The organism is Pseudomonas sp. PA-1-3F, from assembly GCF_021609665.1.
GTDB lineage: Bacteria > Pseudomonadota > Gammaproteobacteria > Pseudomonadales > Pseudomonadaceae > Aquipseudomonas > Aquipseudomonas paracarnis.
The window spans coordinates 64,070-84,700 of sequence record NZ_WJZD01000022.1; the positions used below are offsets into that span (position 1 = coordinate 64,070).

Here is a 20,631-nt window from a genome sequence, read left to right on the forward strand (position 1 = left end):
GCCGCACACCCACCGGTGTGCAGGTGCTCACCGCGTGAGATTGCGTTATGGATGGTATTTTCCTGCAGCAACTGGTCAACGGCCTGACCCTCGGGTCGGTCTATGGCCTGATCGCCATCGGCTACACAATGGTCTATGGCATCATTGGCATGATCAACTTCGCCCACGGTGAGGTTTATATGATTTCCGCTTACCTCGCGGCGATCAGTCTGGCACTGCTGGCTTACTTCGGCATCGAATCCTTCCCGCTGCTCATTCTCGGTACCTTGATCTTCACCGTGGTCGTCACCGGCGTGTACGGTTGGGTGATTGAGCGTGTCGCCTACAAACCCCTGCGTAACTCCACCCGCCTGGCACCGCTGATCAGCGCCATCGGTATCTCCCTGATTCTGCAGAACTACGCGCAGATCGCCCAGGGCGCCAAGCAACAAGGCATTCCCACCCTGCTGGCCGGCGCCTGGCGCGTCGATATCGGCACTGGGTTCGTGCAGCTGACCTACACCAAAGTGTTCATCCTCGTGGCGGCGTTCGCCGGCATGGCCTTGCTTACCTACATCATCAAATACACCAAGCTCGGCCGCATGTGCCGCGCCACCCAGCAAGACCGCAAGATGGCCTCGATCCTGGGCATCAACACCGACCGCGTGATCTCCTACGTGTTTGTCATCGGTGCCGCCATGGCTGCCCTGGCCGGCGTGCTTATCACCCTCAATTACGGCACCTTCGACTTCTATGCCGGCTTCATCATCGGCATCAAGGCGTTTACCGCAGCGGTACTCGGCGGCATCGGCTCCCTGCCTGGGGCGATGCTGGGCGGGATCATCCTCGGTATCTCCGAGTCGCTGTTCTCGGGGTTGATCAACTCTGACTACAAAGACGTGTTCAGTTTCTCCCTGCTGGTGGTGATTCTGATTTTCCGTCCCCAGGGCCTGCTTGGTCGCCCACTCGTGGCGAAGGTGTAAACATGTCTGCTGCCAAATCCATTGATATCAAGAAAAGTGTGGTCGATACGGTCCTCGCGGGGCTGATTTCGCTGATCGTGTTCGGCCCGATTGTCGGCGTGGTGCTCGACGGCTACAGCTTCAACCTGGAACCTGCGCGGGTTGCCGTGCTGGTCGCCATCGTGATGGCCGGGCGCTTTGCCCTCAGCCTGTTCCTGCAAACACCCAAGGGCGTGAAGATCCTGCAGGGGTTCGAGAGTAGCGGCTCCGGCGTGCACGTGCTGCCACCGGATTACAAGTCGCGGCTGCGCTGGATCATACCGGCGCTGATCGTGATCGCCATCGTGTTTCCGATCTTCGCCAACAAATACCTACTCACCGTGGTGATCCTCGGGCTGATCTACGTTTTGCTCGGCCTGGGCCTGAACATCGTGGTGGGCCTGGCGGGCCTGCTCGACCTGGGTTACGTGGCCTTCTACGCCATCGGTGCCTACGGCCTGGCGCTGGGTTATCAATACCTGGGCCTGGGCTTCTGGACGGTCCTGCCACTGGCGGCCATCGCGGCGGCGTTGGCGGGGTGCATACTCGGCTTCCCGGTGCTGCGAATGCACGGTGACTACCTGGCCATCGTGACCCTGGGTTTTGGTGAAATCATTCGCCTGGTGCTCAACAACTGGCTGTCGTTCACCGGTGGCCCCAACGGTATGCCGGTGCCGTCACCGACCTTCCTGGGCCTGGAGTTCGGCAAGCGTGCAAAGGATGGCGGCATTCCGTTTCACGAGTTTTTCGGCATCGATTACAACCCCAACATCAAGTTCATGTTCATCTACATCGTGCTGTTTCTGGTGGTGCTGGCGGTGCTGTACATCAAGCATCGCCTGACGCGCATGCCGGTCGGTCGCGCGTGGGAAGCCTTGCGTGAAGATGAAATCGCCTGTCGCTCCATGGGCCTGAACCATGTGTTGGTCAAGCTCTCGGCGTTCACCATTGGGGCATCTACCGCAGGTTTGGCGGGGGTGTTTTTCGCTAGCTACCAGGGTTTCGTCAATCCATCCTCGTTTACCTTCTTCGAGTCGGCGTTGATCCTCGCCATCGTGGTGTTGGGCGGCATGGGCTCGACGGTCGGCGTGGTGATCGCCGCGTTTGTGCTGACCGTGGCGCCTGAATTGCTGCGCAGCTTCTCCGAATACCGCGTGCTGCTGTTTGGCGTGTTGATGGTGGTGATGATGATCTGGAGACCGCGTGGCTTGATTCGCATCAGCCGTACCGGTGTGACGCCACGCAAGGGGGTAGCGCCATGAGTAAGGAAGTCGTGCTGTCCGTCGAGCACCTGATGATGCACTTCGGTGGTATCAAGGCCTTGAGCGATGTAAGCCTCAAGGTTGAACGCAACTCGATCTTCGCCCTGATCGGCCCCAACGGCGCCGGCAAGACCACGGTGTTCAACTGCCTCACCGGCTTCTACAAAGCCAGTGGCGGCAAGATCGAGCTCAACGTGCGGGGCAAGCAAACCAACGTCATACAGTTGCTGGGTGAGCGCTTTGAGGCCACCGACTTCGTGTCGCCCAAAAGCTTCCTCAGCCGCGTTTACTACAAGATGTTCGGCGGCACCCACCTGGTGAACCGTGCCGGCCTGGCCCGCACTTTCCAGAACATTCGCCTGTTCAAGGAAATGTCGGTGCTGGAAAACCTGCTGGTGGCCCAGCACATGTGGGTCAACCGCAACATGCTTGCCGGCATCCTCAACACCAAGGGCTACCGCAAGGCCGAAAGCGATGCGCTGGACTGCGCGTTCTACTGGCTGGAAGTGGTCGACCTGGTGGACTGCGCCAACCGTCTGGCCGGCGAGCTCTCCTACGGCCAGCAGCGCCGCCTGGAGATCGCCCGCGCCATGTGCACGCGGCCGCAGATCATCTGCCTGGACGAACCGGCAGCGGGCCTCAACCCGCAGGAAACCGAAGCCCTCAGCGCGATGATTCGCCTGCTGCGCGACGAACACGACCTTACGGTGGTGCTGATCGAACACGATATGGGCATGGTGATGAGTATTTCCGACCACATTGTGGTGCTGGACCACGGCAACGTGATCGCCGAAGGCGGCCCGGATGCGATCCGCAACGACCCGAAAGTGATCGCCGCCTACCTGGGCGCGGACGAAGAGGAGCTGGTATGAGCGCACCTATCCTCGAAATGAAGGACCTGGACGTGTTCTACGGCCCGATCCAGGCCCTGAAAAAAGTCTCGCTGCACATCAACGAAGGCGAAACCGTCAGCCTGATCGGCTCCAATGGCGCGGGTAAGTCCACGTTGCTGATGTCGATCTTCGGTCAGCCTCGGGCCGAGTCGGGGCAGATTCTGTACAACGGCGTCGACATTACCCACAAGTCGTCCCACTACATCGCTTCCAACGGCATTGCGCAGTCGCCGGAAGGGCGGCGAGTGTTCCCCGACATGACCGTCGAGGAAAACCTGCTGATGGGCACCATCCCCATTGGCGACAAGTTCGCCAGTGAGGACATGCAGCGCATGTTCGAGCTGTTCCCCAGGCTCAAGGAACGGCGCAACCAGCGGGCGATGACCATGTCCGGTGGTGAGCAACAAATGCTCGCCATCGCCCGTGCGCTGATGAGTCGGCCCAAGCTGTTGTTGCTCGATGAGCCAAGCCTGGGGTTGGCTCCGATTGTGGTGAAGCAGATCTTTTCCACCCTGCGTGAGCTGGCGTCCACCGGGATGACCATTTTCCTGGTGGAACAGAACGCCAACCATGCGTTGCGCCTGTCGGACCGGGCGTATGTGATGGTCAATGGTGAGATTCGCCTGACAGGCACCGGCAAGGAGTTGCTGGTGAACGAGGAAGTGCGCAACGCCTACCTGGGCGGTCACTGACCCAAGATCCAGGCGCATCAACCCTGTGGAAACCGGGCCTTATGTGGGAGCCGGGCTTGCCCGCGATAGCATCACCTCGGTTTAGCTGACATACCGGGGTGGCCGCATCGCAGGCAAGCCAGCTCCCACCCATAGCCGGTTCCCACATTTGTTTTTGCGGTGTCAACAAGCCCTCCACCAAATTGTGGAAAACAAATCCAGCCCACCTCAAAAGCGCGACATATAGCCGCCGCAAATCCCTGTTTTGTCACAGTTTTGACTTGTCCCCATCCACTGTGGAACCGGCTGTGGGTAACGTGGGAGTAGCTGGCTGAAAGCCTTTAACCACGTGGCTTGTAGCGTGTTGGTTGTTTTTCGATCAGGGTATTTTTCGCGACCGTCTCAAGGGTTTGTCAACCTGTTTAAAGACACAGGTATATGAACGAAATAAGTCCTTCCAGCCTGTGGATAAGTCTGTGACTAAACTCTGGAAAGACTTGCGCAGGGGCCGGAATGACTGGCCTGGAGCCATCGTTGTGTTTTTCTGCATTTGTCAGCGGCTACATAGGCGCTCGCCCAGGTCAAGCAAAAAACTTTATAAAACCGCCTGCAACCCTTGTACACAGCGGCTTTGAGCCGTTTGCACTTGCCCCCAAAGACTGTGGGCGCAGTTGTGGATAACCTGCGCGTATATGGCTGCAAGCTACGGTTTATACGGCTTTGCGAAGATTGGTTAAAAAATGATCAGTCAGGCATGCGTGTGTGTGCACAGCGGTTGCCGCAAACGCGGCGTAAGGGCATTCTGCTGGCTGTTTTTTTCCCCGATGCCCGCAAGGAGAACACCATGTCCGACACGCTGTTTATCACTGGCGCTACTTCAGGTTTCGGCGAAGCCTGTGCCCGTCGCTTTGCCGAGGCCGGTTGGAAACTGGTGCTCACTGGTCGTCGTGCCGAGCGCTTGAACGCCTTGGTCGAAGAGCTTTCCAAGCAGACCGAAGTGCATGGCCTGGTGGTGGATGTGCGCGACCGCAAAGGCATGGAGGAGGCCATCGCCAACCTGCCGGCGTCGTTCGCCACGCTGCGCGGCCTGATCAACAACGCCGGCCTGGCCGTGGGCACCGACCCTGCGCCCAAGTGCGACCTCGACGATTGGGAAACCATGGTCGATACCAACATCAAGGGCCTGCTGACCACCACTAACCTGCTGTTGCCGCGCCTGATTGCCCATGGCCGCGGTGCCGGGATCATCAACCTGGGTTCCATCGCCGGTAACTACCCGTACCCGGGCAGCCACGTATACGGCGGTTCCAAGGCGTTCGTGAAGCAGTTTTCGCTGAACCTGCGCTGCGACTTGCAAGGCACCGGCGTGCGCGTGACCAATATCGAGCCGGGCTTGTGTGAAAGCGAGTTCTCCCTGGTGCGCTTCGGCGGTGACCAGGCGCGTTATGACGCCACCTACGCAGGTGCGGAACCGATCCAGCCGCAGGACATTGCCGATACGATTTTCTGGGTGATGAACACCCCGGCGCACGTGAACATCAACCGCCTGGAGTTGATGCCGGTGAGCCAGACCTGGGCTGGGTTTGCGATTGAGCGTGGGGCCAAGGGCTAAGCGCCTGCGCGACACACGCTGATCGTTCCCACGCTCCGCGTGGTAATGCCGCCGGGGGCGCTCTGCGCCCCGCTTTCTGCTGGTGACGCAGAGCGTCACGCGATGCATTCCCACGCGGAGCGTGGGAACGATCAGTGGTGGCAAATCGGTCAAAATGCGGCATAAGGTACACTGCCCGCCTGAAAACCCCACCGCACCCAGCGGTTTAAAGGTTTTGACAGGAGGCAATGTGAGTAACCGAGGTGAGCAGGCACTGCTCAAACAATCGACTATCCTGATGTTCGCAGTCGCGATCGCAGGGATTGTCACGGGTGTGATATCCGGCGCCCAATCCATTCTGTTCGACGGCTTTTTCTCGCTGATCGCCACCGCCATCAAGGTGCTGATGCTGATCACGGCCAAGCTGATCGCCAAGAAAAGCAACGAGCGTTTCCAATTCGGCTATTGGCACCTGGAGCCGATGGTGCTGCTGATAGAAGGCAGTTTCCTGCTGCTGATCGCCATCTACGCGTTCCTCAATGGGGTGTTCGGCATTATCAATGGCGGGCGCGAAATCGAGTTGGGGCTGGTGATCATTTATGCGGCGGTATTTACCGTCGTGGAGTTCGCGTACTTCTTTTATGTGCGCTACCGCAATCGCACACTCAAATCGTCATTGATCCAGTTCGACAACATCAGCTGGCTGGTGGACGCGATGCTGTCGGTGGGCTTGCTGATCAGCTTCCTGGCGGCGCTGTTGCTCAAGTCCCAGGGCTATGGCGAGTGGGCGGTCTACGTGGACCCGTTGATCCTGATCCTGCTGGCTCTGAGCATGCTGGCGCCGGCGTTCAAGATCCTGCGCCCGGCGCTGCGCGAAGTGTTGGGGATCGCGCCGGATCACTTGGACGACAAGGTCCGCGAGGTGATGGACGCGGCGCAGGCCAAGCATGGTTTCGACGACTACGTGTCCTATGTGCAGAAGCACGGGCGGGCGCGGTTTATCGAGATTCATGTGGTGCTGCCAGCGGATTACCCGGTGGATAACGTCGCCACCCTCGATGGGCTGCGTGAAGAGATATCCACAGGGCTGGGGGCGGCGGATGCGGCGCGGTGGTTGACGATCAGTTTTACGGGCGACCGCAAGTGGATTGCCTAAAGTCTGTTAGAGCGAGGTGAGGCTATCGCAGGCAAGCCAGCTCCCACATTTTATGTGCGAACACTATCCACTGTGGGAGCTGGCTTGCCTGCGATGGGGCCCTGCAGGTCAGCCCAGATGCTGGACCAAACCCTGATAGCAAGTCGCCAAATGATAGGGCGTAGTCGAAGGCATATCCCGTCGGCTCACTTTACCCTCGGCATCCAGGCATTCATGCCAACCCTTGGCATGCAAAAAGCGCTTTTGCAGCGCCTGCAACTGACGCTGCAGCACCGCCTCGCTGCCTGGCCGCAATGTCAGCGCCCGCAGGTACTCCGCCTGGGCCCAGATCCGTTGGGTACCGTCGCGCACCGTGCCATCCAGCGCGAGCATGCCGCTGACCGCACCGCTTAACTTATCCACACCCTTCTGCTCGGCATAGGCAAATGCCCGTGTTAGCGACCCATGCAGTGCGGTGCCGCGCAGCACAGCTGAAGACTCGAGCAAAAATAACCATTCGAACTGGTGCCCCGGCTCAAACCAGTTATCCACAGCGCCCACAGGTTTTTCCATCATCACGCCGTGCTCGCGGTCGATGAAGCGTTGCTGCATGGCCGTCGCCAGTGCCAGCAGGGCCGCTTGTACCTGGGCGTCCTCACGCACCGCGAGGGTGGCGAGGAAGCCTTCGGCCAGGTGCATCAACGGGTTTTGCAACGGGCCGGAGTCGAGCGAGGCCCAGTTGCGCTCCAGTACGGCCTCGTACAAGCCGTCACCGGTGGCAAAGCGTTGGGCGACGACTTCCAGGGCAGCGTTGAGCACCGACTCGACCAACGGCTCACGCACCTTGGCCCAGTAATGGGCGCAGGCAAAGATAATGAAAGCGTGGGTGTAGAGGTCTTTGCGCTCGTCCAGCGGCTGGCCGGCGGGGTCGATGCTGTAGAACCAGCCACCGTGTTCGGCATCATGAAAGTGCCGTTGCAGGGAGCGAAACAGCGCAGCCGCACGTTCTTCGGCGAAAGCCGCGCCGGGTTCGCCGATCAGGCTGGCGAACAGGTACAACTGCCGGGCGCAAGCCATGGCGCGATAGCGCTGTGGGGGCAGTGGCTGGTGATCGGCATCCAGTGCCTCAAAGGGCAGCGCCAGGTCGGCATTCCAGCCCGGGCCTTGCCAGAGAGGCACGATCAGGTCATGGAAGTGCGTGAGCACAGGCGTCAGGGAAGAGGGGGAAGCGATGGGCATTGGCTGGCGTCGTCACGGCAGGGGTGTAGGCGCGCATGGTAGCAGGCTGATCGTTCCCACGCTCTGCGTGGGAATGCATTTTATGACGCTCTGCGTCATGCTTTGGGACGCAGAGCGTCCTAGGCTGCATTCCCACGCGAGCGTGGGAACGATCTTTTCCTCAGCCCGCCAGCAACCACACCCCAGTCGCCGCCGAAGCCGCCCCGGCCACGCGCACCAAGGGTGCCGCAGCTGCCGGCAAAAAGCGCACCACTGCATAACCCGCAGCGTGCAACACGGCTGTTGCCCCCACGAACCCAGCCGCATACGCCCAAGGGCTGGTCATATCCGGCAGTTCCAGGCCATGGGCCACGCCGTGAAACAGCGCAAACAACGCCGTGGCGCCCACGGCCACGAACAGTGGCGGCCGCACCGCCAACGCTACCGCCAGGCCCAAGGCCAGCACCGATGCAGCAATCCCGCCTTCCAGCGCCGGCAATTGCAGCCCTTCGAAACCCAATACCCCGCCGATCAGCATGGTGCCGACAAAGGTGCACGGCAGCGCCCAGCGCGCGGCGCCTTTTTGCTGGGCCGCCCAGAGGCCCACCGCAAGCATGGCCAGCAAGTGATCGAGGCCGCCCAGGGGGTGGCTGATACCGGCCACCAGGCCATTGTCGCCATGTCCCGGATGGGCGAAGGCCAAGGCAGGGGCGAGCAGCAGCGCGGCGGCGGCGAAAAGTCTGTTGAGTCTCATGGACAGGTTCCTTATGGGTTGATCAGGCGGCGGTCAGCAGGCCCTGGCGTTCGATGAAGGCGACGATGTCGTCCAGGCCGACCCCGGTCTTTTGGTTGCTGAACACAAAGGGTTTGCCGTTGCGCATGCGCCGGGTGTCGCTGTTCATCAGTTCCAGCGAGGCACCCACCAGCGGGGCCAGGTCAATCTTGTTGATCACCAGCAGGTCGGATTTGCAAATACCGGGCCCGCCCTTGCGCGGCAGTTTGTCGCCCGCAGAGACATCAATCACATAGATGGTCAGGTCCGACAGTTCCGGGCTGAAGGTGGCCGACAGGTTGTCGCCGCCGGACTCCACCAGAATCAGGTCCAGGCCGGGAAAACGGCGGTTGAGTTGGTCTACGGCCTCCAGGTTGATCGAGGCATCTTCGCGAATCGCCGTGTGTGGGCAGCCACCGGTTTCCACGCCGATGATGCGCTCCGGCGCCAGGGCCTGGTTACGCACCAGGAAGTCGGCGTCTTCACGGGTGTAGATGTCGTTGGTGACCACCGCCAGGTTGTAGCGATCGCGCAGCGCCAGGCACAGGGCCAGGGTCAGGGCGGTCTTGCCCGAGCCTACCGGGCCGCCGATACCGACGCGCAGGGGTTGTGTGTTCATGTGCTTCTCCAGAATCAGGAACGGAACAGGCGGCTGTACTGGCGCTCGTGGGCCATGCACGCCAGGGACAGGCCAAAAGCGGCGCTGCCCAAATGGTTAGGGTTAATGCGTTCGGCATCCTGCTGTGCTTGTTGCAGCAGCGGCAGCAGTTCGCTGGTCAACCGCTGGGCCGCTTGCTGGCCCAATGGCAGGGTTTTCATCAGTACCGCCAGTTGGTTTTCCAGCCAGCTCCATAGCCAGGCGGCAAGAGCATCGCCGGGGTTGATGTGCCAGGCGCGCGCGGCCAAGGCCCAGCCCAGGGCCAGATGCGGTTCGTCGCGTTGTGCAAGAAAATCACGGGCGCTGTCGTCCAGTTCCGGCAAGCCGTTGAGCAGTTGTTGCAGGGAATAGCCCATCTGACGACTCTCCTGATACAGCTCCCGGGTCTCACGGCTGGCGCGATGCTCGTCGCACCACTGCGCCAATTGGGCCCAGTCCTGTTCGACGGCTGCACGGCAGTGGGCGAGCAGCAGCGGGGCTTCGAAACGCGCCAGGTTGAGCAGCAACTGGTCACTGATCCAGCGCCGGGCGCTCGCGGCATCCTGCACGCGGCCGTTGTCCACCGCCATTTCCAGGCCTTGGGAATAGCTGTAGCCGCCAATCGGCAGTTGCGGACTGGCCAGGCGCAGCAGCGCCCAGGCTGGGTTCATAGACGCACGCCGAACTGATGCAGCTTGGGCGCGTAGTTGAAGTCTTCATCACCATGCCGTGAATGATGATGGCCGCCGCCATAGGCGCCGTGCTCGGGTTGAAACGGCGCCTCGAGGGTCTGCGCATCGGCACCCAGTTGCTCGAGCATGGCCTTGAGCACGTAGTCATCGAGTAGGCGCAGCCAGCCGTCACCGACTTGCAGGGCCACATGGCGGTTGCCCAGATGATACGCGGCACGGGTGAGCTCGAAGGCGTTGCGGCAGGTGACGTGCAGCAGTTGTTCAGGGCGGGCGCATACCCGTACGACGCGTCCGTCTTCTGCCTGCAGGAATTCACCATCGTGCAAGGGCGGCTGGCCCCGCTCCAAAAACAGGCCGACGTCTTCACCGTCGGCACTGAAACAGCGCAGGCGGCTTTTGCTGCGGGCTTCGAAGTTGAGCAGCAACTCGGCGGCCCAGAGGGCTTGGGGGGCGATTCGGCGGTGTATCACCAGCATCAGAGAGCTTCCAACTGTGAGCGATGAAAGACCTAGAGCAAGGGGCTTGCCAATCAGGGAATCGAGTAGGAATTCCCTGTAGTCAGGCAGGCATGCTGCTCAATAGGGCGTCGGATGATTTCCGCGCGTGTATCAATTTGGTGCGTGCCGAGGTTTATAGCACCGGGGAAGGGCATTCTGCGTTGATGGCGCCGCTCAGTTTGATGAAGTTTCTTTCATCTTTTTCTTTGTTGGTGTTTTTTTAGGATTTTTCCTACGAGTCATCAGGATTTGGAGCTCATGAAATTACCTGCGGGTTCTTTAGGCTATGCGGCCTGTTTAATTCCACCGCGACGTTCATCATGCTTCGATCAATTTTTTGTGTATGCCTTGTCAGCCTGACCTGCTTTATTTCATCGGCAAAGGCCAATTTTCAACCCCGCGCCACCTTCAGCTCTTCGCTGCAAAGCATCAAGCCGGCCTCTATCGACGATGTCATTGATCGCGCCCATGAGTTGCTGGGTACGCCCTATAAGTGGGGCGGCACATCGGCAGAGCAGGGCTTCGATTGCAGTAGCTTCCTGGTGTACTTGTTCAAGACCCAAGCCAATATCCAGCTACCCCGCACCACTGCCGCCATGCACCGCTCATCGGCGGCGACCATCAAACGCAGTGCTTTAAAGCCAGGGGATGCAGTGTTTTTCAAAGGCAACGGGCGGGGCCAGGTCAGCCATGTCGGCCTTTATATCGGCCAGGGCAAATTCATCCATTCGCCGCGTACCGGCAAAACCATCCGTATCGATTCATTGAGCAATAGCTACTGGAACAAGCACTACACCACCGCCAAACGGTTCCACACGGCGGGTTGATTGACTTACTCGGTGCTGCCCAGCCCTTGCCAATGTTTGAGGCCGATAAAGATAAAGCGCAGTTGCTGGGTGATTTTCGCCTGGGGCGTAAGGTGGGCCGGCAAGGCGTGGGCCGGTGGGTCGATGATATCGGGCAGGGTGGCGAACACACTCTTGACGATCAGGTCGGCCATCACGTGCAAACCTTCGGCATCCAAGTGCTGAAGTTTGGGCATCAGTGTCAGGTCGGCGGCCAGGTCGCGAGTGATGTCTTCGCGCAGGGCGGCGATGGCTTGGCGCACGGCCAGACAGCCGCCGTACTGTTCGCGAGCCAGGAACAGGAACTGAGAACGGTTGGCCGAAACCACATCGAGAAAGATGCGTACCGATGCATCGATAATGCCGCCCATCACGAATTCGTTGTGGCGCACCAGGCGAATCGTGGCGCGGAAGGTCTGGCCGACCTCGCTGACCAATACCAGCCCAAGTTGGTCCATGTCGGCAAAGTGACGATAGAAACCGGTGGGCACGATACCCGCGGTCTTGGCCACTTCGCGCAGGCTCAGGCTGCCAAACCCACGGCCACACTCCATTAGATGGCGGGCTGCGTCCATCAGGGCGAGGCGGGTCTGTTGCTTCTGTTCGGCGCGGGGCAGCATGAGCGGATGAGCTTTGTCGGCAAGTACAGCGACGCACTCTAGCAAAAGCGCTTTGCCGGCGTCGAACTTGGCAGGGGCGGGGCGTGACGCGTTCTATATAAAAGCAAAAGCCCGATCGGCAGATCGGGCTTTTTTCTGGGCCACCACAGGCTTAGCTCTGTGCTTGATGCAGTTCTTGCAGACGGTCGGCACCGCCTTCAGCAACGCCTTCGGTGTAGGCGCGTTTGTTGGCTTGTTCAGCACCGCCTTCGACCAGACCTTTCTCTTGCAGGCGGTTGTAGCCATTTTCAGCTACGGCGCCTTTGGCGTAATCACGGTTTTCGTCTTCTTGCGAACCGCTGCGAGCCACGGTTTGGCTGGTTTGCACGGCTTGAGCTTTATTCTGCGGGGTGGCCTGTTCGGCAGCTGGCAGGGCAAAAGCGCTGGAAGCCAAGACAGATAACAGAACGGTAGCGAGTAATTGGCGTTTCATGATGGTTGCTCCTAGGGAGGGCGATAAAGTGGGTACAGGGCAAATGTTACCCTTGATAAGTCGATATAAAAGTTCATAAACACAATGGTAATAATCAACAGAATTGATTGTTCTCGCCGGAGGCTCTAGATCGAGCCTCTCAAGCCCGCGGCTTTGCACCGATGTGGGTATTTTCGACACGAGCCTGGGTAACAATGGTGCGTCGTCGATGGGGAAAATTGTCTGGTTGATCAGGAAAATCGCTTTTTTCGGTTAAATCCGCGGTTGCGTTAAACCCCCAGGCACTTTGCCAGTCGTAGTCCTATAAGCTGTTTAAAAGGCTGTTGCCCAGCCAGTCGTATTCAGGAGTCCTGTGCAATGACGCGCACTCGTAAAATTCTCGCTTGGAGCTGCGCCAGCTTCGTTCTGTTGATTGCCATCGTGGTACTGGTGTTGGTGTTCTTCGACTGGAACCGCATCAAGCCGCCCCTCAATGCCAAGGTCTCCGAAGAACTGCATCGTCCGTTCGCCATCAACGGCAACCTCGCCGTGGTGTGGCAGCGTGAGCCCGATGAAGGCGGCTGGCGCGCCTGGGTGCCGTGGCCCCATGTGATTGCCGAAGACCTGACTCTGGGGAACCCCGATTGGTCGAAACAACCGCAGATGGTCACGCTCAAGAAGGTTGAGCTGCGCATTTCGCCCCTGGCCTTGCTGGTGCAGCGTGTGGTGATCCCGCGCATCGACCTCACCGAACCCAGTGCCCAGTTGCAGCGCCTGGCTGATGGCCGCGCCAACTGGACGTTCAAGTTCGACCCCAAGGACCCCAACGCCGAACCGTCCAATTGGGTGGTGGATATTGGCGCCATCGGCTTCGACAAAGGCCATGTGACCCTTGACGATCAAAGCCTCAAGACCCAGTTGGATGTGATCATCGACCCGCTGGGCAAGCCGATTCCCTTCGGTGAAATCGTCGGCGATGCCGATGCCAAAAAAGCCCTGGAAAAAGGCTCGGCGCCCCAGGACTACGCGTTCGGCCTCAAGGTCAAAGGCCAGTACCACGGCCAAAAACTCGCGGGCACGGGCAAGATCGGTGGCTTGCTGGCCTTGCAGGACGCGGCCAAGCCGTTCCCGCTGCAAGCCCAAGTCAAGATCGCGGACACCAGCATCGCCCTGGCCGGCACCCTGACCGACCCGCTGAACCTCGGTGCCCTGGACCTGCGCCTGAAACTGTCGGGCAGCAGCCTGGGCAATCTCTATCCGTTGACCGGCGTGACCCTGCCGGATTCGCCGGCCTATTCCACTGACGGCCACCTGATCGCCAAACTGCATGAGGCCAGCGGCGCCTCCTTTCGCTACGAGAACTTCAACGGCAAGATCGGCAACAGCGACATCCACGGCGACCTGGCCTATGTTGCCAGCCAGCCACGGCCCAAGCTCAGCGGCGCGCTGGTGTCCAACCAACTGCTGATGGATGACCTGGCGCCGCTGATTGGCGCAGATTCCAATGCCGAGCGAAAAGCCCGTGGCGGTGAAAGCAAGCAACCGGCGACCAAAGTGCTGCCGGTTGAAGAGTTCCGCACCGAACGCTGGCGCGAGATGGATGCCGATGTGGAGTTCACCGGCAAGCGTATCGTGCACAGTGCCGACTTGCCCTTTACCGACCTCTACACCCACCTGGTGCTCAACGACGGCCAACTGAGCCTTGAACCCCTGCGCTTTGGCGTGGCCGGTGGGAAGCTCGATGCGCAGATTCGCTTGAACGGCCGCACTACGCCGATGGAGGGCCGCGCCAGGCTGACGGCGCGCAACTTCAAGCTCAAGCAGCTGTTCCCGACTTTCGAACCGATGAAAACCAGCTTCGGTGAACTCAACGGCGATGCCGATATTTCCGGGCGCGGCAACTCGGTGGCCGCACTGTTGGGCACGTCCAACGGTGACCTGAAGATGCTCATCAACGATGGCGCCATCAGCCGAAGCCTGATGGAAATCGCAGGGCTCAACGTGGGCAACTACGTGGTGGGCCGTCTGTTCGGCGACGAGGAAGTGAAGATTAACTGCGCAGCGGCGGACTTCGGCATCAAGACGGGCCTGGCGACCACGCGGCTGTTTGTGTTCGATACCGAGAACGCGATCATCTACATCGACGGCACCGCAAATATGGCCACCGAGCAGTTGGACCTGACCATCACGCCGGAATCCAAGGGCTTTCGCCTGTTCTCCCTGCGTTCACCGCTCTACGTCAATGGACCTTTCATCAAGCCCAATGCTGGCGTGAAAGCCATTCCGTTGGCGCTACGCGGTGCGGGCATGGTCGCCCTCGGCGTGATCGCCGGGCCTGCTGCTGGCTTGCTCGCCTTGGTTGCCCCAAGCGGTGGCGAGCCCAATGAGTGCGCACCGTTGCTGCAACAGATGAAGGAAGGCAAGGCGCCCAAGACCGTGAAGTAACTGTGGGAGCGGGCTTGCTCGCGATAGCGGAGTATCAGTCAATGATTTATCAACTGATCCAACGCTATCGCGAGCAAGCCCGCTCCCACAGGGGGATGTTGCGGTGTTAGTTATTACAGATCCTGCAGAATATCCGCCATATCGTCGGCGTGTTCTTCTTCCTGAGCCAGGATGTCTTCGAAGATGCGACGGGTAGTCGGGTCTTTGTCACCGATGTACTGGATGATCTCGCGGTAGCTGTCTACCGCGATCCGCTCGGCCACCAGGTCTTCGTAGACCATTTCCTTCAAGGTGTTGCCCGCCACGTATTGCGCATGGGAGTTTTTCGACAGCAGGTCGGGGTTGAACTCCGGCTCGCCGCCCAGTTGCACGATACGCTCGGCCAGTTTGTCAGCGTGCTCGGCTTCCTGGGTCGCATGTTCCAGGAACTCATCGGCAGCCACGCTGGCCTTGAGGCCGTTGGCCATGAAGTAGTGACGCTTGTAGCGCAGCACGCAGACCAGTTCGGTGGCCAGCGACTCGTTGAGCAGGCGGATGATTTCTTCGCGGTCGGCGTCATAGCCTTCGGTCACGGCGCCGTTTTCGACGTTCTGGCGGGCGCGGCTGCGCAGGGTTGCAACGTCAGTCAATCGTGCTTCAGTCATTTCAATCTCCTGGGGCTAATCCGGTTGTACGCCACGCTCTGCCGGCGTGATCGCTATTGGTTGTGAGTCCCGGGCCAGGCGAAAAGTTTTATCGGATTTAACAGGATGTGTCCTGAGGGCGTCTGACCGGTGTGGTCCAACGCTCTGACAGAATTACTCCACCCAGGGTCAGCAAGCCCCCCACCAGGTGATACAGCGCCAACTCCTCCTTCAGCACCACGGCTGCAATCAGCGCGGTAATCAACGGCAGCAGGTTGAAAAACAGTGTGGTACGGCTTGGCCCCAGGGTCTTGACCGAGTGCATCCACGCCAGCGGTGCCAGCATCGAAGCCAGCAGGCAGGCATATAGCACCAGCGGAATATTCGCCCAGCCCAAACCGGCCTTGGCCGAGAACAGATACAGCGGCAGCAGCACCACCACCGCGACCAGCACCTGCAAATACAGCAGCACCAAGGGCGGCAGGCGCAGTTGCCATTTTTTCAGCAGGGTGCTGTAGACCGCATAAGCCAGGGTCGCCACCAGCATCATGCCGTCGCCCAGGTTGACCCCATGTTGCAGCAAGGCGCCCAGGCTGCCGGCCGACACCACCACTACCACGCCTGCGAACGACAGCACCGCGCCGGTCAGCGCGCCAAAGGTCAGGCGTTGGCCGAGGCTGATAATCGCGGCGGTCAACGCCATCAGTGGCATCAGCGAGAGGATGATGCCCATGTTGGTGGCACTGGTCAGCGTTGCGGCGTAGTAGGCCAGGCTTTGATACACCGCCATGCCGAGTACGCCGAGGATAAAGATCTTGCCCAGGTTGGGGCGGATCTGCGGCCAGTGGGCGATCACCGGCTTGAGCATGAACGGCGTGAACAGCAACGCAGCGAACAGCCAGCGGTAAAAGCCGATTTCAGCCGGGAAGATCGAGCCCACGGCCAATTTGTTGACCACGGTGTTGCCGGCCCAGATAAAGATAGCCAGCAGCGGATACGCGTATTGCATTGAAAAGAAATCCAGTGTGTTGACGAGGCAGGATTATCCTCTGTCTGGATCGAAGCCTATACTGCGATCCAGACAACTGAGCGCTGAATCCAGACAATATGTCCCGACATACCGTGCGCCTGCCCGATTTTGCCCGCCTGCCAAGCCCGGTGTACTTTCGGTATTCCGATTTTGCCCCGGACACCGAATGCACCCCGCACCAGCACACCTGGGGCTCGCTGGATTACTCGGCCAGCGGTGTGATGCGCATGGAAGTGGCGGGCAATCGCTTCATGTCGCCACCGCAATACGCGGTGTGGGTGCCGCCGCATACTGAGCACAGCTCCTACAATGCCGAGGCGATTGTCTACCACTCCGTAGGGCTGGCGCCGCAGCTGTGCGAGCAGTTGCCACAGCAGCCTTGCACGCTGGCGATCAGCGACATTCTCAAGGCGATCCTCAAGGATTTCGCCCTGCGCGATGTCAATGCACCGCGCACCGACGCCGACATCCGCCTGGCCCAGGTGCTGGTGGACCAGCTCAGGCAGGCGCCGGTCCACGACTGCTTCCTGCCCTACGCCCGCCACCCGGGATTGCTTGGGGTCTTGGAGGGCATGCAGGCAGAGCCGGGAGACAACCGCCCTCTGGCGCAATGGGCCGAGCAGGTGCATGTGAGCGAGCGCACCCTGGCGCGCCAGTTTGTGCGCGAGCTGGGCATGAGCTTTGGCGAATGGCGCCAGCGCCTGCGCTACCTGGCGGCCATCGAGGCACTGGACAGCGACCGCAGTGTGCAACACGTGGCGTTTGATCTGGGCTACAGCACCGCCTCGGCGTTTATCGCCATGTTCCAACGCCACGCCGGCTGCACGCCGGAGCAATACCGGCGGGCGAATATTCGTGGCCGGTGAAGTTGTAACAGGTTTTGACTACACTGCGCTGTAGGTCGTGCCCGTCGGCACGGTAACAGGGAGAAAACTCCATGAAGATGCTGCGTATTCCGTTGTTGATGATGGGCCTGCTGATGTGTGCTCAGGGTTTTGCCGCCACTGCCCAGCAGAACAAAATGACCACCTGCAATGCCGAGGCCACCACCAAGACGCTCAAGGGCGATGACCGTAAGGCCTTCATGAAGACCTGCCTGTCGGCACCTGCCGCCAACGACGCCAAGACCCTGACCCCGCAGCAGCAGAAGATGAAAGACTGCAATGCGTCGGCGAAAACCAAGGCGTTGACCGGTGATGCGCGCAAGACATTCATGAGCACCTGCCTGAAGAAATAATAGCCCCGGGCCATAGAAGGCTGCGACACTCGCACACAGCCCCTTTGTAGGAGCGAGCTTGCTCGCGAAAACGTGAACGATCACACGGGCGCCCTGACTAAACGAGGCGCTCTTGCGTTTTTCGCGAGCAAGCTCGCTCCTACAACATCCTTCAACGCCGTTTGTTTTGAGGCTGTATGCCAACGTTTTCTCAGCGTCATGTGTTGTTGCTGTCCAGCTACATCATCATTTTCGGCGGGTTGCTGCTGGTACTGCCGCTGAAATTGCTGCCCAGTCTGCTGGCCGGCCTGTTGGTCTATGAACTGGTCAACATGCTCACCCCTCAACTGCAACGCCTGATCGAAGGCCGGCGCGCGCGTTGGCTGGCGGTGGCCTTGCTGGGCACCTTGATCGTCAGCGTGTTGGCCTTGATCTTCGCTGGCGCCATCAGCTTCCTGCTCCACGAAGCGGAAAACCCGGGGGCTTCCCTGGACAAATTCATGGGCGTGGTCGACCGCGCGCGCGGTCAATTACCGCCGTCCATCGACGCCTATTTGCCCGCCAGCGCCGCGGAGTTTCGCGTGGCCATTGGCGATTGGCTAAGCAAGCACTTGAGCGAACTGCAACTGGTCGGCAAAGACGCCGCCCACATGTTCGTCACCTTGCTGATCGGCATGGTGCTGGGTGCGATCATCGCCTTGCAGCGCGTGCCCGACCTGACCAAGCGCAAACCCTTGGCCGCCGCGCTGTTCGACCGCCTGCACCTGCTGGTCCAGGCGTTTCGCAATATCGTGTTCGCCCAGATCAAGATCGCCGCGCTCAACACCGCCTTCACCGCGGTGTTCCTGGCAGTGGTGCTGCCGTTATGCGGCATTCACCTGCCGTTGACCAAGACCCTGATCGTGCTGACCTTCCTGCTCGGTCTGCTGCCAGTGATTGGCAACCTGATCTCCAACACCCTGATCACCATCGTGGCGCTGTCGCTGTCGATCTGGGTGGCGGTGGCGGCACTGGGGTATTTGATCGTGATCCACAAGGTCGAGTACTTCCTCAACGCGCGAATCGTCGGCGGGCAGATCAGTGCCAAGTCATGGGAGTTGTTGTTGGCGATGCTGGTGTTTGAGGCAGCGTTCGGCCTGCCGGGGGTGGTGGCGGGGCCGATTTACTATGCCTATCTGAAGAGCGAGCTGAAGCTGGGTGGGATGGTTTAAGCCTTGTGTCGCCTGGGCTGACGCCATCGCGGGCAAGCCCGCTCCCACGTTGAAATGCGATCACCTGGGGGAGCTGGCTTGCCTGCGATGACGGCCTCACAGCCGGCCCCTATCTATCTGACGCCCCGCGATCAAACTGTGGGAGCGGGCTTGCTCGCGAAGGCGGCCTGACAGCCGACCGGGATGTTGGATTTGACCGCGTACATATCCGTTATTTAGGTAACGGCCGCTTAGGGTTACGCCCTGACGGCGTCTCACTTTTGAAAAGCCGGAATGCCGGCCCAGACAAAAGTAAGCAAAACGCTCTTGCCCCACCACTCGGCACCTCGCTTGGGCTCGGTGTGCCCGTAATTCGCCAGTGATTTGGGGGGCCGCCGCCACGCGCCATCCATGGCGCGGGGCGGCTAAACCGGCATCCCTGCCGGTTTACCCCCAAATCCCTGTCGAATTCCGGCCAGCGTGGTTTAACGGGGCGCCTAAGATCAAAAGCAGATCAAGATCAAAAGCGGCTCGCTTCGCATCGTGGTTACCGTCAAGTGGGGGCGCCACGGTGTCAGCTACAACTCAGCAACCGTAACGCTTGCTCGCCTCAATCGCCAAACCACTGCCAATGCTGCCGAAGATATTGCCTTCCACATGCCGCGCATTCGGCAGCATTGCAGAGATGCTGTGGCGCAGCGCCGGGATGCCGCTGGAGCCGCCGGTAAAGAACACCGTGTCCACCTGCGCCACGCTCACCGAGGCGTCGTTGAGCAACTGCGTGACGCTGCCGCGTACACGTTCCAGCAAGCTGTCGATGGACGACTCGAACAGTGCGCGGCTCAGGTCTACGCTCAGGCCCGCTTCGATGCGGTCCAGCGGCACGTGGCGGCTGTCTTGATGGGTGAGCTGGATCTTGGTTTCTTCCACTTCCATGGCAAGCCAGTGCCCGGCGCGCTGTTCGATCAGTTTGAACAGGCGGTCGATGCCGCCGGTGTCTTCGATGTCGTAGCGCATGCTGCCCAGGGCCAGCTGGGATTTTTGCGAGTACACCGAGTTGATGGTGTGCCAGGTGGCCAGGTTCATGTGGTGGCTGGTGGGCATGTAGGCGCCGCTCTTCATGCGGCTGCCGTAGCCGAACAGCGGCATCATGCCTTGCAGGCTGAGCTGTTTGTCGAAGTCGGTACCGCCGATGTGCACGCCGCCGGTGGCGAGGATGTCGCTCTGGCGATTGTCGTTGTGACGACGATCCGGCGACAGACGCACCAGGGAGAAGTCGGAGGTACCACCGCCGATATCGACGATCAACACCAGCTCTTCTTTCTCGATCGTCGACTCATAGTCGAACGCCGCTGCAATCGGTTCGTACTGGAACGAGATGTCCTTGAAGCCGATTTTGCGCGCCACATCCACCAGGGTGTTTTCCGCTTCCTGGTCGGCCATCGGGTCGTCATCGACGAAGAATACCGGGCGGCCCAGTACCACTTCTTCGAATTCACGACCGGCGTTTGCTTCGGCGCGGCTCTTGAGTTGGCCGATAAACAGTGCCAGCAGGTCGGTGAAGGGCATGGCAGTGCCGAGCACGCTCGTGTCGTGCTTGATCAGCTTGGAACCCAGCAGGCTCTTGAGCGAGCGCATCAGGCGGCCTTCGTAGTTCTCCAGGTATTCGTGCAGCGCCAGGCGACCATATACCGGGCGGCGCTCCTCGAAGTTGAAGAACACCACTGACGGCAGGGTGATCTTGTCGTCCTCCAGCGCGATCAGCGTCTCCTCGCCGGGGCGGATCCAGCCGACGGTGGAGTTGGACGTGCCGAAGTCGATGCCGCAGGCACGGGCTGGAGATTCGTTTTTCATGTCTTACAG

21 protein-coding genes are annotated in these 20,631 nt (G+C 60.2%); 11 read left to right on the forward strand and 10 right to left on the reverse strand.

The window, feature by feature from the left end; all coding sequences use genetic code 11:
- The first annotated feature begins 47 nt into the window (after positions 1 to 47).
- The 6 genes from GIV26_RS17050 (at position 48) to GIV26_RS17075 (ending at position 6,553) form a co-directional block, all read left to right on the forward strand.
- On the forward strand, positions 48 to 962 hold the full coding sequence (locus tag GIV26_RS17050; RefSeq protein WP_003188099.1) for an ABC transporter permease subunit: 915 nt from the start codon (positions 48 to 50) through the stop codon (positions 960 to 962).
- A gap of 2 nt (positions 963 to 964) precedes the next feature.
- Entirely contained in the window at positions 965 to 2,242 is a 1,278-nt protein-coding gene (gene livM / locus GIV26_RS17055; protein WP_003188100.1) for a high-affinity branched-chain amino acid ABC transporter permease LivM, read from the forward strand.
- The gene (locus tag GIV26_RS17060; RefSeq protein WP_005784285.1) at positions 2,239 to 3,114 is read left to right on the forward strand and encodes an ABC transporter ATP-binding protein; all 876 of its coding nucleotides are present in this window, start codon (positions 2,239 to 2,241) and stop codon (positions 3,112 to 3,114) included. Before livM ends, GIV26_RS17060 begins: the two co-directional genes overlap by 4 nt.
- Entirely contained in the window at positions 3,111 to 3,827 is a 717-nt protein-coding gene (locus GIV26_RS17065) for an ABC transporter ATP-binding protein (RefSeq protein ID WP_005784287.1), read from the forward strand. The genes GIV26_RS17060 and GIV26_RS17065 overlap by 4 nt, the downstream gene beginning before the upstream one ends.
- Positions 3,828 to 4,650: 823 nt before the next feature.
- Positions 4,651 to 5,418 (forward strand): SDR family oxidoreductase, encoded by a 768-nt coding sequence (locus GIV26_RS17070; RefSeq protein ID WP_034125868.1) that lies wholly within the window; start codon positions 4,651 to 4,653, stop codon positions 5,416 to 5,418.
- Between the two features lie 229 nt (positions 5,419 to 5,647).
- A complete protein-coding gene (locus tag GIV26_RS17075) occupies positions 5,648 to 6,553 on the forward strand; it encodes a cation diffusion facilitator family transporter (RefSeq protein WP_003188105.1) in 906 nt (301 codons plus the stop codon).
- A gap of 108 nt (positions 6,554 to 6,661) precedes the next feature.
- Here the strand turns inward: GIV26_RS17075 and GIV26_RS17080 are convergent, their stop codons facing one another.
- The 5 genes from GIV26_RS17080 to ureE form a co-directional block, all read right to left on the reverse strand.
- Entirely contained in the window at positions 6,662 to 7,771 is a 1,110-nt protein-coding gene (locus tag GIV26_RS17080; RefSeq protein WP_236281618.1) for an AGE family epimerase/isomerase, read from the reverse strand.
- A 160-nt stretch (positions 7,772 to 7,931) separates the two neighbouring features.
- Positions 7,932 to 8,504 (reverse strand): HupE/UreJ family protein, encoded by a 573-nt coding sequence (locus GIV26_RS17085; RefSeq protein WP_236281620.1) that lies wholly within the window; start codon positions 8,502 to 8,504, stop codon positions 7,932 to 7,934.
- Between the two features lie 22 nt (positions 8,505 to 8,526).
- Complete coding sequence (gene ureG / locus GIV26_RS17090; protein WP_236281621.1) at positions 8,527 to 9,141, reverse strand: urease accessory protein UreG; 615 nt, start codon at positions 9,139 to 9,141, stop codon at positions 8,527 to 8,529.
- A gap of 14 nt (positions 9,142 to 9,155) precedes the next feature.
- Positions 9,156 to 9,830: an urease accessory protein UreF gene (locus tag GIV26_RS17095; RefSeq protein ID WP_127880448.1), complete on the reverse strand. Its 675-nt coding sequence runs from the start codon at positions 9,828 to 9,830 to the stop codon at positions 9,156 to 9,158.
- A complete protein-coding gene (gene ureE, locus GIV26_RS17100; RefSeq protein ID WP_054896372.1) occupies positions 9,827 to 10,327 on the reverse strand; it encodes an urease accessory protein UreE in 501 nt (166 codons plus the stop codon). Before ureE ends, GIV26_RS17095 begins: the two co-directional genes overlap by 4 nt.
- Before the next feature lie 341 nt (positions 10,328 to 10,668).
- Here ureE and GIV26_RS17105 point away from each other — a divergent pair, with 341 nt between their 5' ends.
- Positions 10,669 to 11,175, forward strand: coding sequence for a C40 family peptidase (locus tag GIV26_RS17105; protein WP_060764595.1), 507 nt, complete (start codon positions 10,669 to 10,671; stop codon positions 11,173 to 11,175).
- Between the two features lie 5 nt (positions 11,176 to 11,180).
- Here GIV26_RS17105 and GIV26_RS17110 read toward each other — a convergent pair whose 3' ends face one another.
- The gene (locus tag GIV26_RS17110) at positions 11,181 to 11,813 is read right to left on the reverse strand and encodes a TetR family transcriptional regulator (RefSeq protein WP_003188114.1); all 633 of its coding nucleotides are present in this window, start codon (positions 11,811 to 11,813) and stop codon (positions 11,181 to 11,183) included.
- Between the two features lie 151 nt (positions 11,814 to 11,964).
- On the reverse strand, positions 11,965 to 12,285 hold the full coding sequence (locus GIV26_RS17115) for a hypothetical protein (RefSeq protein WP_003188116.1): 321 nt from the start codon (positions 12,283 to 12,285) through the stop codon (positions 11,965 to 11,967).
- 357 nt (positions 12,286 to 12,642) lie between these two features.
- Here GIV26_RS17115 and GIV26_RS17120 point away from each other — a divergent pair, with 357 nt between their 5' ends.
- Positions 12,643 to 14,709 carry an AsmA family protein gene (locus GIV26_RS17120; RefSeq protein WP_236281623.1) on the forward strand — a complete coding sequence of 689 codons (2,067 nt, stop codon included), beginning with the start codon at positions 12,643 to 12,645 and terminating at the stop codon, positions 14,707 to 14,709.
- Between the two features lie 113 nt (positions 14,710 to 14,822).
- Here the strand turns inward: GIV26_RS17120 and GIV26_RS17125 are convergent, their stop codons facing one another.
- Together GIV26_RS17125 and GIV26_RS17130 are read right to left on the reverse strand one after the other, a co-directional pair.
- On the reverse strand, positions 14,823 to 15,353 hold the full coding sequence (locus GIV26_RS17125; RefSeq protein ID WP_034125674.1) for a ferritin-like domain-containing protein: 531 nt from the start codon (positions 15,351 to 15,353) through the stop codon (positions 14,823 to 14,825).
- A 97-nt stretch (positions 15,354 to 15,450) separates the two neighbouring features.
- On the reverse strand, positions 15,451 to 16,341 hold the full coding sequence (locus GIV26_RS17130) for a DMT family transporter (RefSeq protein WP_034125675.1): 891 nt from the start codon (positions 16,339 to 16,341) through the stop codon (positions 15,451 to 15,453).
- Between the two features lie 98 nt (positions 16,342 to 16,439).
- On the opposite strand from GIV26_RS17130, the gene GIV26_RS17135 reads away from it, so the two are divergent.
- The 3 genes from GIV26_RS17135 to GIV26_RS17145 all read left to right on the forward strand — a co-directional run bounded on the left by GIV26_RS17135 (position 16,440) and on the right by GIV26_RS17145 (position 18,789).
- Positions 16,440 to 17,228 carry an AraC family transcriptional regulator gene (locus tag GIV26_RS17135; protein ID WP_034125676.1) on the forward strand — a complete coding sequence of 263 codons (789 nt, stop codon included), beginning with the start codon at positions 16,440 to 16,442 and terminating at the stop codon, positions 17,226 to 17,228.
- Positions 17,229 to 17,299: 71 nt separating this feature from the next.
- Positions 17,300 to 17,599, forward strand: coding sequence for a PsiF family protein (locus tag GIV26_RS17140; RefSeq protein ID WP_072445911.1), 300 nt, complete (start codon positions 17,300 to 17,302; stop codon positions 17,597 to 17,599).
- Between the two features lie 176 nt (positions 17,600 to 17,775).
- Positions 17,776 to 18,789: an AI-2E family transporter gene (locus GIV26_RS17145; RefSeq protein ID WP_003188124.1), complete on the forward strand. Its 1,014-nt coding sequence runs from the start codon at positions 17,776 to 17,778 to the stop codon at positions 18,787 to 18,789.
- 564 nt (positions 18,790 to 19,353) lie between these two features.
- Here the strand turns inward: GIV26_RS17145 and GIV26_RS17150 are convergent.
- Positions 19,354 to 20,622, reverse strand: a complete 1,269-nt coding sequence (locus GIV26_RS17150; RefSeq protein ID WP_054896375.1) for an Hsp70 family protein — start codon at positions 20,620 to 20,622, stop codon at positions 19,354 to 19,356.
- Between the last annotated feature and the right edge of the window lie 9 nt (positions 20,623 to 20,631).

What these genes read in the sequence shown, in the direction of transcription:
- GIV26_RS17050 (WP_003188099.1), top strand. Translation starts at nt 48, where the DNA reads ATGGATGGTATTTTCCTGCAGCAACTGGTCAACGGCCTGACCCTCGGG.
- livM (WP_003188100.1), top strand. Translation starts at nt 965, where the DNA reads ATGTCTGCTGCCAAATCCATTGATATCAAGAAAAGTGTGGTCGATACG.
- GIV26_RS17060 (WP_005784285.1), top strand. Translation starts at nt 2,239, where the DNA reads ATGAGTAAGGAAGTCGTGCTGTCCGTCGAGCACCTGATGATGCACTTC.
- GIV26_RS17065 (WP_005784287.1), top strand. Translation starts at nt 3,111, where the DNA reads ATGAGCGCACCTATCCTCGAAATGAAGGACCTGGACGTGTTCTACGGC.
- GIV26_RS17070 (WP_034125868.1), top strand. Translation starts at nt 4,651, where the DNA reads ATGTCCGACACGCTGTTTATCACTGGCGCTACTTCAGGTTTCGGCGAA.
- GIV26_RS17080 (WP_236281618.1), bottom strand. Translation starts at nt 7,771, where the DNA reads ATGCCCATCGCTTCCCCCTCTTCCCTGACGCCTGTGCTCACGCACTTC.
- GIV26_RS17085 (WP_236281620.1), bottom strand. Translation starts at nt 8,504, where the DNA reads ATGAGACTCAACAGACTTTTCGCCGCCGCCGCGCTGCTGCTCGCCCCT.
- ureG (WP_236281621.1), bottom strand. Translation starts at nt 9,141, where the DNA reads ATGAACACACAACCCCTGCGCGTCGGTATCGGCGGCCCGGTAGGCTCG.
- GIV26_RS17095 (WP_127880448.1), bottom strand. Translation starts at nt 9,830, where the DNA reads ATGAACCCAGCCTGGGCGCTGCTGCGCCTGGCCAGTCCGCAACTGCCG.
- ureE (WP_054896372.1), bottom strand. Translation starts at nt 10,327, where the DNA reads ATGCTGGTGATACACCGCCGAATCGCCCCCCAAGCCCTCTGGGCCGCC.
- GIV26_RS17105 (WP_060764595.1), top strand. Translation starts at nt 10,669, where the DNA reads ATGCTTCGATCAATTTTTTGTGTATGCCTTGTCAGCCTGACCTGCTTT.
- GIV26_RS17110 (WP_003188114.1), bottom strand. Translation starts at nt 11,813, where the DNA reads ATGCTGCCCCGCGCCGAACAGAAGCAACAGACCCGCCTCGCCCTGATG.
- GIV26_RS17115 (WP_003188116.1), bottom strand. Translation starts at nt 12,285, where the DNA reads ATGAAACGCCAATTACTCGCTACCGTTCTGTTATCTGTCTTGGCTTCC.
- GIV26_RS17120 (WP_236281623.1), top strand. Translation starts at nt 12,643, where the DNA reads ATGACGCGCACTCGTAAAATTCTCGCTTGGAGCTGCGCCAGCTTCGTT.
- GIV26_RS17125 (WP_034125674.1), bottom strand. Translation starts at nt 15,353, where the DNA reads ATGACTGAAGCACGATTGACTGACGTTGCAACCCTGCGCAGCCGCGCC.
- GIV26_RS17130 (WP_034125675.1), bottom strand. Translation starts at nt 16,341, where the DNA reads ATGCAATACGCGTATCCGCTGCTGGCTATCTTTATCTGGGCCGGCAAC.
- GIV26_RS17135 (WP_034125676.1), top strand. Translation starts at nt 16,440, where the DNA reads ATGTCCCGACATACCGTGCGCCTGCCCGATTTTGCCCGCCTGCCAAGC.
- GIV26_RS17140 (WP_072445911.1), top strand. Translation starts at nt 17,300, where the DNA reads ATGAAGATGCTGCGTATTCCGTTGTTGATGATGGGCCTGCTGATGTGT.
- GIV26_RS17145 (WP_003188124.1), top strand. Translation starts at nt 17,776, where the DNA reads ATGCCAACGTTTTCTCAGCGTCATGTGTTGTTGCTGTCCAGCTACATC.
- GIV26_RS17150 (WP_054896375.1), bottom strand. Translation starts at nt 20,622, where the DNA reads ATGAAAAACGAATCTCCAGCCCGTGCCTGCGGCATCGACTTCGGCACG.